This is a genomic window from Caulobacter sp. S45 (assembly GCF_009765965.1).
Classification (GTDB): Bacteria; Pseudomonadota; Alphaproteobacteria; order Caulobacterales; family Caulobacteraceae; genus CAHJWH01.
The window spans coordinates 1,086,680-1,100,643 of the sequence record NZ_LMUL01000014.1 but is presented as its reverse complement, the minus strand read 5'-3'; the positions used below and the strand labels follow the sequence as shown (position 1 = coordinate 1,100,643).

Annotated in this window: 13 protein-coding genes and 2 tRNA genes; 6 read left to right on the top strand and 9 right to left on the bottom strand. The window is 68.4% G+C overall.

What is annotated here, in order from left to right:
- Window positions 1-42: 42 nt before the first annotated feature.
- The 5 genes from sppA to GSQ87_RS12050 all read right to left on the bottom strand — a co-directional run bounded on the left by sppA (window position 43) and on the right by GSQ87_RS12050 (window position 4,277).
- Entirely contained in the window at window positions 43-1,833 is a 1,791-nt protein-coding gene (gene sppA / locus GSQ87_RS12070; RefSeq protein ID WP_158915680.1) for a signal peptide peptidase SppA, read from the bottom strand.
- A gap of 127 nt (window positions 1,834-1,960) precedes the next feature.
- A complete protein-coding gene (locus GSQ87_RS12065) occupies window positions 1,961-2,851 on the bottom strand; it encodes a S1/P1 nuclease (RefSeq protein ID WP_158915679.1) in 891 nt (296 codons plus the stop codon).
- 95 nt (window positions 2,852-2,946) lie between these two features.
- Window positions 2,947-3,321 (bottom strand): PilZ domain-containing protein, encoded by a 375-nt coding sequence (locus tag GSQ87_RS12060; RefSeq protein WP_158915678.1) that lies wholly within the window; start codon window positions 3,319-3,321, stop codon window positions 2,947-2,949.
- Between the two features lie 116 nt (window positions 3,322-3,437).
- A complete protein-coding gene (locus GSQ87_RS12055) occupies window positions 3,438-3,959 on the bottom strand; it encodes a tryptophan-rich sensory protein (protein ID WP_158915677.1) in 522 nt (173 codons plus the stop codon).
- A 241-nt stretch (window positions 3,960-4,200) separates the two neighbouring features.
- Window positions 4,201-4,277, bottom strand: a tRNA-Pro gene (locus GSQ87_RS12050).
- A 260-nt stretch (window positions 4,278-4,537) separates the two neighbouring features.
- Between GSQ87_RS12050 and GSQ87_RS12045 the strand changes: the two genes are divergently transcribed.
- The 3 genes from GSQ87_RS12045 (at window position 4,538) to GSQ87_RS12035 (ending at window position 5,937) form a co-directional block, all read left to right on the top strand.
- Window positions 4,538-4,611: transfer RNA gene (locus tag GSQ87_RS12045), tRNA-Gln, on the top strand.
- Window positions 4,612-4,712: 101 nt separating this feature from the next.
- The gene (locus tag GSQ87_RS12040) at window positions 4,713-4,895 is read left to right on the top strand and encodes a hypothetical protein (RefSeq protein WP_158915676.1); all 183 of its coding nucleotides are present in this window, start codon (window positions 4,713-4,715) and stop codon (window positions 4,893-4,895) included.
- Window positions 4,896-4,998: 103 nt separating this feature from the next.
- Entirely contained in the window at window positions 4,999-5,937 is a 939-nt protein-coding gene (locus GSQ87_RS12035; RefSeq protein WP_158915675.1) for an adenosine deaminase, read from the top strand.
- Between the two features lie 134 nt (window positions 5,938-6,071).
- Here GSQ87_RS12035 and GSQ87_RS12030 read toward each other — a convergent pair whose 3' ends face one another.
- The gene (locus tag GSQ87_RS12030) at window positions 6,072-6,719 is read right to left on the bottom strand and encodes a DsbA family oxidoreductase (RefSeq protein ID WP_158915674.1); all 648 of its coding nucleotides are present in this window, start codon (window positions 6,717-6,719) and stop codon (window positions 6,072-6,074) included.
- Window positions 6,720-6,898: 179 nt separating this feature from the next.
- Between GSQ87_RS12030 and GSQ87_RS12025 the strand changes: the two genes are divergently transcribed.
- Entirely contained in the window at window positions 6,899-7,813 is a 915-nt protein-coding gene (locus GSQ87_RS12025) for a class I SAM-dependent methyltransferase (protein WP_254062904.1), read from the top strand.
- Window positions 7,810-8,538, top strand: a complete 729-nt coding sequence (locus GSQ87_RS12020; RefSeq protein ID WP_158915672.1) for an RNA pseudouridine synthase — start codon at window positions 7,810-7,812, stop codon at window positions 8,536-8,538. The genes GSQ87_RS12025 and GSQ87_RS12020 overlap by 4 nt, the downstream gene beginning before the upstream one ends.
- Window positions 8,539-8,568: 30 nt before the next feature.
- Here the strand turns inward: GSQ87_RS12020 and GSQ87_RS12015 are convergent, their stop codons facing one another.
- From GSQ87_RS12015 to GSQ87_RS12005, 3 genes are all read right to left on the bottom strand, one after another.
- Window positions 8,569-8,937 carry a nuclear transport factor 2 family protein gene (locus tag GSQ87_RS12015; protein ID WP_158915671.1) on the bottom strand — a complete coding sequence of 123 codons (369 nt, stop codon included), beginning with the start codon at window positions 8,935-8,937 and terminating at the stop codon, window positions 8,569-8,571.
- 73 nt (window positions 8,938-9,010) lie between these two features.
- On the bottom strand, window positions 9,011-9,697 hold the full coding sequence (locus GSQ87_RS12010) for a YafY family protein (protein ID WP_158915670.1): 687 nt from the start codon (window positions 9,695-9,697) through the stop codon (window positions 9,011-9,013).
- Between the two features lie 117 nt (window positions 9,698-9,814).
- On the bottom strand, window positions 9,815-10,408 hold the full coding sequence (locus tag GSQ87_RS12005; protein ID WP_158915669.1) for a TetR/AcrR family transcriptional regulator: 594 nt from the start codon (window positions 10,406-10,408) through the stop codon (window positions 9,815-9,817).
- Window positions 10,409-10,519: 111 nt separating this feature from the next.
- Here GSQ87_RS12005 and GSQ87_RS12000 point away from each other — a divergent pair, with 111 nt between their 5' ends.
- On the top strand, window positions 10,520-13,960 hold the full coding sequence (locus GSQ87_RS12000) for an acyl-[ACP]--phospholipid O-acyltransferase (RefSeq protein ID WP_216839253.1): 3,441 nt from the start codon (window positions 10,520-10,522) through the stop codon (window positions 13,958-13,960).
- Window positions 13,961-13,964: the final 4 nt, after the last annotated feature.

The following is a 13,964-nucleotide window of genomic DNA, read 5'->3' as shown; positions in this document are numbered from 1 at the left end:
GCAGGAGCCGCCGTTCTGCGTGCTTCGAGACGCGGCTCACCCCTACTGGAACGGCGTCGCGGCCAGCACCGCGCCCTGGCCCGACGCCTGCAGCCGCGCGCGGCCGAGTTCGGACAGGGCCATGCGCGCACGCGGGTCCTCCAGCAGCCAGAGCCCGGTGGAGACCGCATTGGCCGAGGCGGCGCTGAGGCCCATGGCGCGCTGGAGCGTCTCCAGCGGCGAGCTCTTGCCCGGCAGCACCTTGAGCACCACCCGCTCGCCCGCCGGCAAGCCGGCCAGGCGCTTGGCCTCGCCCACCGCCACACCCAGGCCGCCGAGCTTGTCGACCAGGCCGAGCTGCTGGGCCTGGGCGCCGGTCCAGACCCGGCCCTTGGCGATCTCCTGCACCCGCGCCACCGGCAGCTTGCGGCCCGTGGCCACCCGCTGGACGAAGCCGTCGTAGATGCGGTCCATCCAGGCCGAGATCGACGCCTTCTGCTTGGGCGTGAACGGCTGGGCCGAACCGTAGGCGCCGGCGAAGTCCCCGCCCACCGTCAGGTCGCGCAGGTCCAGCCCGAACTTGGCCAGGGCAGGTCCATAGACCAACTTGCCGCCGAACACGCCGATGGAGCCGGTCAGAGTGGTGGGCTCGGCCACGATCTCCGAGGCGTTGGACGAGATCCAGTAGCCGCCGGACGCTGCATAGGTGCCCATGCTGACCACCACAGGCTTGTGCGCGGCCTTGGCCGCCAGCACCGCCGACAGGATCTGCTCGGACGCGGTGTCCGAGCCGCCGGGGGAGGAGACGCGGAACACGATGGCCTTCACCTGGTCGTCGTGGATGGCGTCCTGGAACGCCTTGGCCACGTCGTCGGAATAGACGTCGGAATGGGTGGCGGTGATCGACTGGCCGCTGGCGGTGCCGGTGACGATGTCGCCTTCCGCCCCGATCAGGGCGATGGCGGAGCCGGCGGGGGCGGCGTAGGTCGTCGGGCGCGGGCTGTTGCGATACTGGGCCAGCTCGATGAGCTTGGCGTCGGCGCCGGCGCGGGTCTTCAGCGTGTCGATGGCGTCCTGCACCTCGCCCACCCGGTCGATCAGGTGGTGGGCCAGCGCCTCGTCGGCGCCGTAGGGGGCGCCGGCGATGAGGGTCTTCAGTGCGGCGGGGTCCTGCTTGCGGTCCTGGGCGGCGGCGGTCAGTTCGGTGTCGTAGACCGAGGACATCCAGCCCAGCTCCGCCTCTTTGTGCGCCGGAGTGTAGTCGTCATAGAGCATCGGGTTGACCGCGTTCTTGTACTCCTTGCGCTGCTGGTAGTCGGCGGTGACGCCGTACTTGTCGAAGAAGCGCTTGAGGAACAGGTCCTCCGCCGTGATGCCCGAGGATTGCAGCGAGGCGCCCGGCTGCATCCACAGCTGGTCGGCCGATGCGCCCAGCATGTAGGTCGCGGTCGAGACGCCGGAGGGGTACAGCCCCTGGCTTTGGGCGATCACCATCTTGCCCGAGGCGCGGAAGCCCTTGATCGCCAGGCGCAGCTCGTCGGCTTGGGCCGGCGGCAGGCCGCCTTCGGGCAGGCGGATCAACATGGCCTGGACGTTGGGGTCGTGGCTGGCGCGGCTCAGGGTCTCGGCCACGGTGATGACCGACAGGCTGCGTCCGTTCAGGAACGACAGCGGGCTGTTGGGCTCCTGGTCGCTCAAGGCCTGGCGCAGGTCCAGCGACAGCACGGTGTGCGCGGGCGGCGGTGCGGGCCGGGCGGCGGCCGCGATCAGGCTGATCAGCACCAGCGGCAGGCCGACGAAGAACAGCAGCAGGGCCGAAAACACCCCGGCGATAGTGATCAGAAACTGCTTCATGCCGGCTTGGCGCTCCCGCCCGTGGTCGCTGCCGGAAACGATGCGGCGGGACCGGCGGGCCTAATCCCCGAGCCTATACCAATCCGCACCCGATTCTCCCAATGCGGGGTTGGCGTGGGGGTTTGCCTCAGTCCAGCGCCGCGTTCAGCACCGCCGCCAGCCGCACGCCGGCCTTGGCCAGTTGCTGGCGCACCAGGGGCAGGGCGGCGCCGAAATAGCCGCGGTCCAGCGCCTCGACGTCGTCGGGAAGGCGACGGCAGGCCGGGGGCTTGGGCAGGCGGCCATAGACGACGGACACGGCGAGCTGGTGGGTCTCCGCCACCCAACTGTCCACATCGCCCTTGGCCCACTCGGCCCCGTGCACGGCGGCGAGCGCGCGGACATAGGGCAGCCCGGTTTCGGCGTCGCCGATGGCGCTGACCGGCATGTCCTCGTCCCAGACACTGTAGAGGCTGACCTTACGGTTCCCGGTTCCGGGCAGGGTGACGCGCACCCGGTCGCCGCTGCGGTCGTTGTTGTCGGCGGTGTGCAGGGGCTGGTGCAGTTCCGACACCAGATAGGCCGTCGCCATCAGGGCCAAGGCCTTGGCGTCGGACGGCGCGGCGGGGTCCTTCAGCACGGCGATGTTCAGTTTCAGCGCCGTGCTGGCGCAGCGGCCATCCGCGCAGGGTGGCTTGGTCGGCGGGACCGCGCAGATCGGCAGCGGATCGTAGACCACGTTATGCATGAAGTCGGCGCCGCGCCGGTCCTTCAGGCAGACCGCCAGGCTGGCCCCATCGGCCAGGGACGCGGCCTCGCAGGGCGTCTTCGCGACCTTGAAGCCTCCTGCGCCAGCGCCGAGCAGTGCGTCCACCTTGGCCTTGGCCGGCGGGTCGAGCCGCTCATAGGCCAGTCGCGCCACCAGCTTGTCCGCCTCCTGATCCCAGGCGCGGGCGCGGGCCGGCAGGACCAGCACGGCCAGGATCAGCATCAGCGCCGCCAGGGGCGCGGGTACGCGAAAAAGGGCAGGGTGCGGCATGGCCGATATACAGCACGCGCGGAGCGGTTCGTCACCTCGGTCGCGGGCCGCTCCGAATATAAGGGGATAGGTGCGTGCGGCGGGACGCGGTGCGCTCACCTCGAGCCGCCGGTCCCCGCGAAGGTCTCTCGCCATAGCTTCTGCAGGGCGGCGGTGTCGACGCCGTTGGCCGCGCGCATGTCGACGTCGCGACGGATCGACAGGCCGACATAGGGATAGGACTTCCAGACGACCCGCGCCTCATAGGCCCGTCCGGTCGCCGCCGACAGCAGGGTCACATCCCCAGACACGGGCGTCTCGCTTTTGAGCCGCAGGCGCAGGCCGGACATGGAACGGTCGACGATCTCCACGTCCAACGGCGTCCTATTGGAGTTCAGGACGAGCTTGGCGGAAACCTGAGTCGGGACGCGGGGATGCTCGCGCCTTTCGTCGACGGAAGCGCCGGAACCGTGGTGGGAAATCAACGCCATCTTACGCCGCACTGCGCGCCCGGAAGGGAAAACAGAAAGGCGCGTAGCTTCAGGTAGTTCCGTACGCCACCGACCGCCATGACGCGCGACGCGCGGACGCAGGGCGGCGGACGCTCTTAGAACGCGCCTTCCCAGCGTAGCCGGTCCACCAGCTTGTCCGGGTTGGACACGGCGCCCGCCTCGTCGCCGCCGGTCAGGCTGGCGTAGGCGGTCCACAAGGCCAGCGGGGTGAGCGCCGCTGCGGCCAGGGGATCGCGCCGGGCCAGCAGGGCGACGGCGGCGCCGGTGGCGACCCCTTCGGCCAAGGTGGCGGCCTCGGCGCCCGCCAGGCTCCTGTTGCGGAACAGGGTGGGGGTGGCCACGGCCGACAGCAGCCAGCTCGTCACCCGCAATCCCACCAGGGCCTTGCGATCCGGCGCTTCCCGGTCGTTGAGGATGCGCAGGTCGGCCCAGAGCTGGATCACGTTTAGCGCCGTCCAGACCGAAGGGAACACCCACGGCGGCGGCGCCTTGGACGAGCGCTTCAACCCGCGCCAATAGCTGCGGGCGTCGCGCGAGGACGACACGGCGGATACGGCGCCGATCGCGGCCAGGAAGGCGGCGGCGTGCCAGGTGCGGAAGCGGAATGTCTCACTCATGCATGCCCGAACGTTTCTAGGCGGCGGACGCTCCCGACCGTCGGCGGCGTCGCACTGTCGCAGTGAAGCATAGGGCGGAGTCGCGCGCTACGTCCGCTGCGGACTTCCGTGATCGGACGTAGCGAAAGGTGCATGAAGCCCGATCGCGGCGCTGGAAGGCTTGGAGGGGGAGCGCCTGGAAATAAACCGCCGGTCGCTGAAGCGACGGCATGGCGCGCGATCCGGGAAATCGCGGGATAGATGGTCGGAGTAGCAGGATTCGAACCTGCGACCCCCGCGTCCCGAACACGGTGCTCTACCAGACTGAGCTACACTCCGACACGAAGAGCGCGGGTGTATAGAGCAGCCTGCGCGCGCCCGCAAGCGGCCCTGGACCGACGATCCGACGGCGGTCCGCTGGACCGGTGTGGGGCGGTGGGGAAGAGGCTGCATCCTTAGGAATTGGGGCGTTCGAACTTGGGCGGGCGCGTTCGTCGCATCGAAGGCTGAAGCGGCGTGTTGCAAGCCCCACCGCCTTAGGCTATTTCCACCGCCTCCCGCGTGACGGCCCCTTCAAGGGCAGGTCTGGGCGGCCATCCTGGGGGATGGTGTAATGGTAACACTGCGGTTTTTGGTACCGTCATTCAAGGTTCGAGTCCTTGTCCCCCAGCCAGTTTGGCGCAGCCACGGCGAACCGGAATTCTGTCGGGATTCTGATTCAACCCTTAGGCGAGTGACGTGGTGGGCGGTAACCATTCCGTTTACTCTTGGGCCATGGACCGAAAATCCAGAAGCCTCGATCTGATCGCCCACGCCGAGGACATCTACAGGCGTTCTCCGCCCTACGCCCGGGAGATGATCCTGCATTGGATCGACCATCTCAGTTCCGAGCACATGCAGCAGACCCGGACGTCCAAAGCTTCCAAGCGTCGGCGGATGCGGGAGCACGAGGCCTAGGCGCTTCGCTCGGATATCAATTGCGCTTGGAATGATTAGGCGCGTTTTGTCGAACGTTCTTTCCGGCGTCCGACCTTGAGGTCGTTGCGGCAAGGGTGTGGCGATGCAATCCCTCTTCGAGCGCGCTCTGGAGCGAAACGACATCGAGGCCGTGCGGCGGTGCGCTAAGGCCGATCTCCACACCCATGGCGTGCTCGGCGGGGATGCCGCCTATATCGCATCTAGGACGGGTCGGACCATCGCGCCGGTGTCGTCTCCGCTACCATCCATGGACGGCATGCATGCCTGGGTAGGCGCGCAGATCGGTGAGCTGTTCTCGGGCCCGCAGGGGCGGCGTCTGGGATTGGAGGCGGTGTTCGTCCGCGCCCTGAACGACGGAGTCAGCCGGATCGTCTTCGGCGACGATGTGTGGATGATCACCCAGCAACAGGGTTCCGCAAGCGACCTCCTCGCCTCGGTCGAAGAGGTCCGCGCGCGTATCGCCCCGGCGGTGCAGTGGGTTCCGCAGCTCGACATGTCGCGGCATTGCAAGCCGGAGTGGCTGGAGCGGTGGATCGCGCCGTTCCTGGAATTGGGCGCCTATCGCCGCCTGGACCTTTCGGGCGACGAACTGGCCCAGCCGATCGAGGTGTTCCGGCCCCTTTACCGCGCCGCCAAGGCTCACGGTCTGGGGTTGAGAGCGCATGTGGGCGAGTGGGGGACCGCCGACGACGTCTGGCGGGCGGTCGAGACGCTGGAGTTGGACGAGGTGCAGCACGGGATCGCCGCGGCTCGATCACCACAGGTGATGCGCTTCCTAGCCGATCAGGGAATCCGCTTGAATGTATGTCCGACCTCGAACCTGATGCTGGGTCGGGTGGCGCGGCTCGAGGAGCATCCGATACGCGCGCTTTTCGACGCCGGGGTGAAGGTGACGGTGAACACCGACGACGCCCTGGTGTTCGGCGTGGGCGTGTCGGAGGAGTTCCTGTCGCTTTATCGGGCAGGCGTGTTCACGGCGGCGGAGCTGGAGGTTATCCGTCTGTGGGGGCTCGAAACCTAGGCGTCGGCGCGGCCGAACGCCGAGCTCTATCTGACGCTGTCGCTCCAGACCCCACGCAGGCCGACAAGCCCAGGCTCGTCAGAGCGAGCGCGGCGGCGAGGCGCGCCGGTAGACGCCTCATGAGCCTCTCTCGCTCAACCCTCCGCCGCGATGCTGCGTAGCGCCTGCTCGAAGGCGGCGGCGGGCTGGCCGCCCGAGATCAGGTAGCGGTCGTTGACGATGACGGCGGGCACCGCGTTGATCCCCTTGACCCGCCAGTCGTGCTCGGCGGCGCGCACCTCGTCGGCGTAGCGGCCCGAGGTCAGCACCTCGCGCGCGGCGACGGGATCGAGCCCGACCGCCTCGGCCTTGGCGACCAGCACGTCGTGATCGCCCGGGTTCAGCCCTTCGGTGAAATAGGCTTCGAACAGGGCGTGCTTCAGCGCCGCCTGCCGCCCCTCCAGCCCGGCCCAGTGCAGCAGGCGATGGGCGTCGAAGGTGTTGTAGATGCGGCTCTGGTCGGTCATCGCCATCTTGAACCCGACCTCGCCGGCGCGCGCGCGGATCGCCTCGCGGTTGGCGCTCATCTGGTCCGGCGAGGAGCCGTACTTCTGGCTGATGTGCTCGACGATGTTCTGCCCCTCGGCGGGCATGTCGGGGTTGAGCTCGAACGGTTGGAAGTGGATGTCGGCCTGGACCAGGTCGCCGACATTGTTGAGCGCCTGCTCAAGCCCGCCCAGCCCGATGATGCACCAGGGGCAGGATACGTCCGACACGAAGTCGATCTTCATTGGCTTGGTCATCTGCACGCCCCGCACCGCTTGGTCGGGAGGGATATGGCTCCGTCAGCGCGCCCATTCCAGTGCGAAGGCGCTCCGGCCAACGCCGCGCTGGACTTGAGCGCGGGTCTGCCTCTATTCGCCCAATCCGCCATTGGGGGCGGACCCGGCGCCGTTCGATGCGCCGATCGGGGCGTTTTGGCTTGAACCAGCAAGATAGTTTCTGCGTCTACGGCGCGCCCTCGGTCGAGCTGGCCACGGTTCCCGCGGGCGCCGTCCAGGTCTCGCCCCTGATTCCCGGCGCCGCCGTGCTGGAGGACATCGCCCCCGCCAGCCTGTCGGCCATGGTGGTCGCCGCCCCGCCCGGCACGGTGGAGCGCCGCTATGTCCTGGCCCAGGCCCTGCGCGCGCTGAAGCCCGGCGCGCCGCTGACCGTCATGGCTCCCAAGGAAAAGGGCGGCGCTCGCCTGGCCAAGGAGCTGCAGGCGTTCGGCTGCGCGGTGGAGGACATCGGCCGTCGCCACCAGCGCATCTGCCATAGCGTGCGTCCGGAGGCGCCGACCGGCCTGGACGCCGCCATCGCGGCCGGCGCCCCCCGCCTGGTCGAAGCCCTGGGCCAATGGAGCCAGCCCGGCGTGTTCAGTTGGGATCGGCCCGACCCCGGCACGCTGCTGCTGATCTCCGCCCTGCCGGCCCTGTCGGGGCGCGGCGCCGACCTGGGCTGTGGCGTGGGTCTGCTCGCCGCCCCGGTGCTGGCCAATCCGCAGGTCGCCCATCTCGATCTGATCGACATCGACCGCCGGGCGATCGAGGCGGCGCGGCGCAACATCGACGATCCCCGTGTCGCCTTCCACTGGTCCGACGCCCGCAGCGCCCCCGCGCTCGAAGGGCTCGACTTCGTGGTGATGAACCCGCCGTTCCATGACGGTGGGGCCGAGGACAAGACGCTCGGGCAGGCCTTCGTGCGCCGAAGCCACCAGATCCTGCGCAAGGGCGGGACCGTGTGGCTGGTGGCCAACCGCCACCTTCCCTATGAAGGCGTGCTGACCCCGCTGTTCGCCAAGGTGGCGCTGAAGGCGGAGGCCGGAGGCTTCAAGGTCTACGAGGCGCAGACGTGAGCACCACCTTCCGGCTCGACCGCCTGCTGGCCAACATGGGCTACGGCTCGCGCCGCGAAGTGCAGCAGCTGGTGCGGATGGGCGCGGTGGTTCTGGATGGGACGCCGCTCGCCGATCCGGATATGCGCCTGGCCGCCACCCCCGACCTGGCCCAGCGGATGCGTATCGACGGGGTGCGCCTCGATCCGCCGCCGGGCATGGCCATCATGTTGCACAAGCCGCTGGGCGTCACCTGTTCGCACAAGGAGGCCGGCGCGCTGGTCTACGAGCTGCTGCCGACGCGTTGGCGGATGCGCGAGCCGGCGATCTCGACGGTCGGGCGGCTGGACAAGGAGACCACCGGCCTGCTGCTGCTTACCGACGACGGCGACCTGCTGCACCGGATCATCTCGCCCAAGCGCCACGTGGCCAAGCGCTATGTCGCCACCCTGGCCCGGCCCTTGCGCGGCGACGAGGCCGCCCAGTTCGCCACCGGCGAGTTGATGCTGGAGGGCGAGGACAAGCCCCTGGCCCCGGCGGTGATGGAGCCGCTGTCCGACACCGTCGCCCGCCTGACCGTCACCGAGGGCCGCTACCATCAGGTCCGCCGCATGTTCGCCGCCGTCGGCAACCACGTCGAAGCCCTCCACCGCGACCGCGTCGGCGCCCTGGACCTGCCCGCCGACCTCGCGCCCGGCAAGCACCGGCTGATGGGCGAGGGGGATATCGCGGCGGTGTTTGGGTAGGGGGGCGTAGGAGATAGGTCTCGCTCACCCTCAAACCTGGGTCTTGTTGTGAACGATGATAAGCTGCGTGATCTGATCGCCACGGACGCTGAAGTAGAAACTCAGGATCAACGGATCCGGTAGGCCGGTCTTGTCGTAGGCGCCATCGAGCTTGGCATGGACAGTAATGTCTCCATGGCGATTCCAGGCGCGTTGGACGGCCATCGTCACATTGTCCCCGAAAATCTCCTTGTCGCCAAAGCCGCGGATCGCATCGGTCCCAATGAACTCCCGCTGGATATCGTTGAGCATGGCGTCCGGCGCAAAGGTCGCCATCCAGGCTTGAACGTCATGGGCGTTGCAGGCCGCAATATGGTCGGCGACGACCTTGGGAAGATTGTTGGTGATCTCGGTTGTCACGGCGATCTCCTTCGTACTGAGTGTGCGAGGACTTTAGCCGATGCTCCTGTCAGTTTCCGTCAGGAGAGATTTTTCAGTTCGCCAAGCTGTCGAGGTGGGCGCGGAGCCGACGCACGAGGTCTGTGCGTTGTGTCGGGTAACGGTCCAGCCTCGTCATTGCGACGATACGATCTGTGCGGAAGGTGCGGAAACCCTGCCGCAACTCGCACCACGTGCACAACACTCGCGCCTGATCCATGAAACCGAGTTGTATCGGCCAGACGATGCGTTCGGTGCGCCGCTCCTGTTCGTCCCGATAGCGGATGTCGAGCCGGACTTGGTCGCGGATTGCGGTGCGTAGCTCATCGAGCGATGTAGCATTCTGCGGAAAGGTCCGGGGCGGTCCAGGCAAGGAAAGTGGATTGGTCATTTGCGCCTGGGCCTGAGGCGACAATACCGCGCCGATTTTCGTCAAGGCGACGGACGCAGCCGCTTGCAACACGTCGTCGCCACGCTGATCGACGTAGCGCAGGCCCAGCATGACCGCCTCGACCTCGTCTTCCGACAGCATGAGCGGCGGCAGGAAGAGGCCGGGCCGCAGGATGTAACCGACGCCGGCCTCGCCATCGATCGGCGCGCCTTGCCCTATCAGATCGGCCACGTCGCGATAGATCGTTCGTTCTGACACCTCCAACACTTCGGCCAACCGCGCGGCGGTGACCGGCTGGCGGCGGCCGCGCATAACTTGGAGCAGACGAAGGAGGCGGGTGGAGCGGGACATGGATCAGTTGGACCTTAGATGTCCTTCTACACCTCAATACTGACAATATACGTTAGGAGGGATGTCGAATGAAGGTCGAGCCGAACCAGCGAGCCGACTGGCCTATGGGCCTACGCCCTAACCCCGCGCCGCCGCGATAGCCTCGCGCACCCGCGTCAGGGCGGCGTCGACCGGGGCGGTTTCGCCTAGCATGCTGAAGGTCATGTACAGGGTGAAGACGCAGTGGCCGTGCACGGTGGCGACTAGCGAGCGGGCCAGGGCCAGGAGCGCATCCGGCTCCGCCTCGGGCAGGACGGCGGCGATCTCGCCGACCACCACGCCCATCAGATCCGCGGCGATCGCCTGATACCAGTCCGGCGCGGCGCCGCCGTCGGCCAGATGGTGCTCGTAGATGGCGATCCAGGCCTTGGGGTTGTCGGTGGCGAACTCGAAATAGCCGCGCACCAGGGTGGCGATGCGGTCCTCGCCCGACGCCGCCAGCCGCTCGCGCAGGTGCGCCGCCCACAGGGTCAGGGTGCGGGCGTTGATGGCCAGCATCAGCCCGTCATAGCTGCCGAACACATTGTACAGCGTGCCGATCGAGTAGCCGATCCGCTTGGCCACATCGCGTGCGGAGAACCGCGCCAGCCCGACCTCGGCCAGTTGGCGGCGGCCCTCGGTTACGATCAGCGCTTCCAGTTCGCTGCGGCTGTGATCGGATCGGCGACCCATCTTCCCTCCAAATGAACACTGTTCAGAATTTTATTGAACGGTGATCAATTTTGGTGTTTCCTGTCTCTTGCGTCAAGTGGAATGGTCCGGTCGACGCCTGGAGCCGCCGTCATGGCCAAGCCCGCCTCTGAACTTTCGCTGCTGACCAAGCGCCGGTTCGCGCCTCTGTTCCTCACCAACCTGCTCGGCGTGTTCAACGACAACCTGTTCAAGACCGGCCTGCTGATCATGGCGAGCTACGGCCTTTACCGGGCCGATCCGTCCAAGGCCGCCATGCTGGGGACCGTCGCCACCGGGGTGTTCATCCTGCCCTTCTTCCTGTTCTCCGCCCTGGCCGGCCAGATCGCCGACGCCTGGGAGCGGGCGCGGCTGGTGCGGATGGTCAAGGTGGCGGAGGTGGCGATCATGGCCCTGGGCCTGGCCGGTTTCTATTGCCAGTCGATCGGCCTGCTGCTGGCGGCCCTGTTCCTGATGGGGGTGCACTCGACCGTCTACGGGCCGCTGAAGTACGCGATCCTGCCCCAGCATCTTCGCGACGGCGAGATCCTGGGCGGCACCGGGGTGATGGAGGCGGGCGGCTTTGTCGCCATCATCGCCGGCCAGCTGCTGGCCGGCCTGGTCGCGCCGCCGATTGCGGGCCTGATCGCCTGCGGCCTGGCCAGCGTCGGGTTGGCCGCCAGCCTGGCGATCCCTTCCGCGCCCCTGGCCGCCAGCGGCGCCAGGATCGATCTCAACGTGCCGATGGTCAGCTGGCGGCTGGTGCGCATGGCCATGGCGGTCAGGCCCGTGTGGCTGTCGATCCTGGCCATCGCCTGGTTCTACGCGGTCGGCGCGGTGCTGCTGGGCGAGCTGATCCCGCTGGTGAAGGGCATGCTGCACGCCCGCCAGGAAGTGGCGGTGCTGTTCCTGGCCATCTTCTCGCTGGGCATCGCCGCCGGTTCGCTGCTGGTCAACCGCCTGCTGAAGGGCGAGGTCTCGGCCCGCTATGTGCCGGTCTCGGCCCTGCTGCTGGCGGCGATCCTGCTGGACCTGTCGTTCGCGGTCGGCGGTTTCCATGCCAAGGCCCACGCCCAGGACATCGGCATCGCCGCCTTCATCGCCACGCCGGGCGCCTGGCGGGTGGTGTTCGACCTGGCGGCGGTTTCCATCTGCGGCGGGGTGTTCGTGATCCCGCTCTACGCCATCCTGCAGACCGAGAGCCCGCCCGAGCAGCGCTCGCGCATCCTGGCCGGCAACAACATCGTCAACGCCGGGGTCACGGTGGCGGCCATCGTCGTGGCGGGGCTGCTGCTCAAGTTGGGCGTCGGCATCGGCGCCCTGATCGCGCTGATGGGTGTGTGCACCCTGGTGGTCGCCGGAGCCGCCTGCGCCCTGTTGCCCGAGACGGTCATCAAGTCGGCGGTGCGGGCGATGCTGAAGCTGCTCTACCGGGTCGAGCTGGTCGGGGCCGAGAACATGCCCCAGCCGGGGCAGGGGGCGGTGGTGGTGGTCAACCACGTCTCCTACCTCGACGGCCTGCTGCTCGCCGCCTTCCTGCCGGGCCGCCCGACCTTCGCCATCCACACCCGGATCGCCCAGGCCTGGTGGATGCAGCCGGTGCTGCCCTTCTTCGACGCCTTTCCCGTCGACCCGACCAACCCGATGGCCGCCAAGGCCATGGTCAAGGCGGTGAAGGAGGGACGCACCCTGGTGGTGTTCCCCGAGGGCCGGATCACCGTCACCGGCGCGCTGATGAAGGTGTTCGCCGGTCCCGGCATGGTCGCCGACAAGGCCGACGCGCCGATCATCCCGGTGCGCATCGACGGGGCCCAGCACACCGGCTTCTCGCACATGAAGGGCAAGGCGCGGCTGCGTCGCTTCCCCAAGATCCGCCTGACCGTGCTGCCGCCGCGCCGCTTCGACCTGGACGGGGTGGCCTCCGCCCGCAAGCGCCGCGCGATCGCGGCCGAGCGCCTCTACGACGTGATGAGCGAGATGATGTTCGCCACCTCCGACATCGACCGCACCCTGTTCCAGGCCCTGCTCGACACCCGCACCGTGCATGGCGGCAAGGCGGCGGCGGTGGAGGACGTGAAGCGCCAGCCGCTGTCCTACGACCGGCTGATCGTCGGCGCCCGTCTGCTGGGCCAGCGGCTGAAGCCCGGCACGGAGCCTGGCGAGGCGGTCGGCGTGATGCTGCCCAATGTGAACTCTGCGGTGGCTACCTTTTTCGCCCTGCAGTCCACCGGTCGCATCCCGGCCATGCTGAACTACACCTCGGGCCCGGCCCAGATCGCCGCCGCCTGCGATGCGGCCAAGGTCTCCACCGTCGTCACCGCCCGCGCCTTCGTCGCCCAGGCCAGGCTAGAGCCCGTCATCGCCCGGCTGGAGATCACCGGTCGCCGTATCGTCTGGCTGGAGGACCTGGCCGGTCAGATCGGCGGCGGGGCCAAGCTGCGCGGGCTGATCGCCGACCAGTTCGCCAAGCGGTTCGCATCCCTGTCGCCGCGCAAGGTCCAGGACGCCGACGCGCCCGCGGTGATACTGTTCACCTCCGGTACGGAGGGGACGCCCAAGGGGGTGGCGCTCACCCACCGCAATATTTTAGCCAACTGCGCCCAGGTCGCCGCGCGCATCGACTTCAACCCGACCGACCGGGTGCTCAACGCCCTGCCGATCTTCCACAGCTTCGGGCTGACCGGCGGCCTGCTGCTGCCGCTGCTGAACGGGGTCAGGACGCTGCTTTATCCCAACCCGCTGCACTACGGGACCATCCCGGCCTTCGCCTATGACGCCAGCGCTACCATCCTGTTCGGGTCCGACACCTTCCTGGCCGGCTACGCCCGCATGGCCCAGAGCTACGACTTCTACAGCCTGCGCTACATCTTCGCCGGGGCCGAGCGGGTGAAGCCGGAGACCCGCGCCGTGTTCGCCGAGAAGTTCGGCCTGCGCATCCTGGAGGGCTATGGCGCCACCGAGTGCTCGCCGGTCATCGCGGTCAACACGCCGATGTATTTCAAGGCCGGTTCGGTCGGGCGGCTGCTGCCGGGGATCGAGGCGCGGATCGAACCCGTGCCGGGGATCGCGGAAGGCGGACGGCTGTTCGTGCGCGGCCCCAACGTCATGGCCGGCTACTACATCGCCAGCGCGCCCGGCGTGCTGCAACCGCCGGAAGGCGGTTGGCACGACACCGGCGACATCGTCTCCGTGACCGGGGAGGGGTTCGTCACCATCAACGGCCGCGCCAAGCGCTTCGCCAAGATCGGCGGCGAGATGGTGTCGCTCGGTGCGGTCGAGGGTTACGCCGCCGCCCTATGGCCCGACGCCGCCCACGCCGTGGTCGCCCGGCCCGACGCGCGCAAGGGAGAGCAGTTGGTCCTGTTCACCACGGCGCGGGAGGCGAGCTCTCAAACCATGCTGGCCTGGGCCCGGAGCCGGGGCGTGGCGGAACTGGCCCTGCCCAGGGAGGTGCGCGTGATCGAGGCGATCCCGGTGCTCGGGACCGGCAAGACCGACTACGTGACCCTGAACGCCATGGTGCACGAAGACGAACCGGTGCTCCAACCCGCGTGAGGCG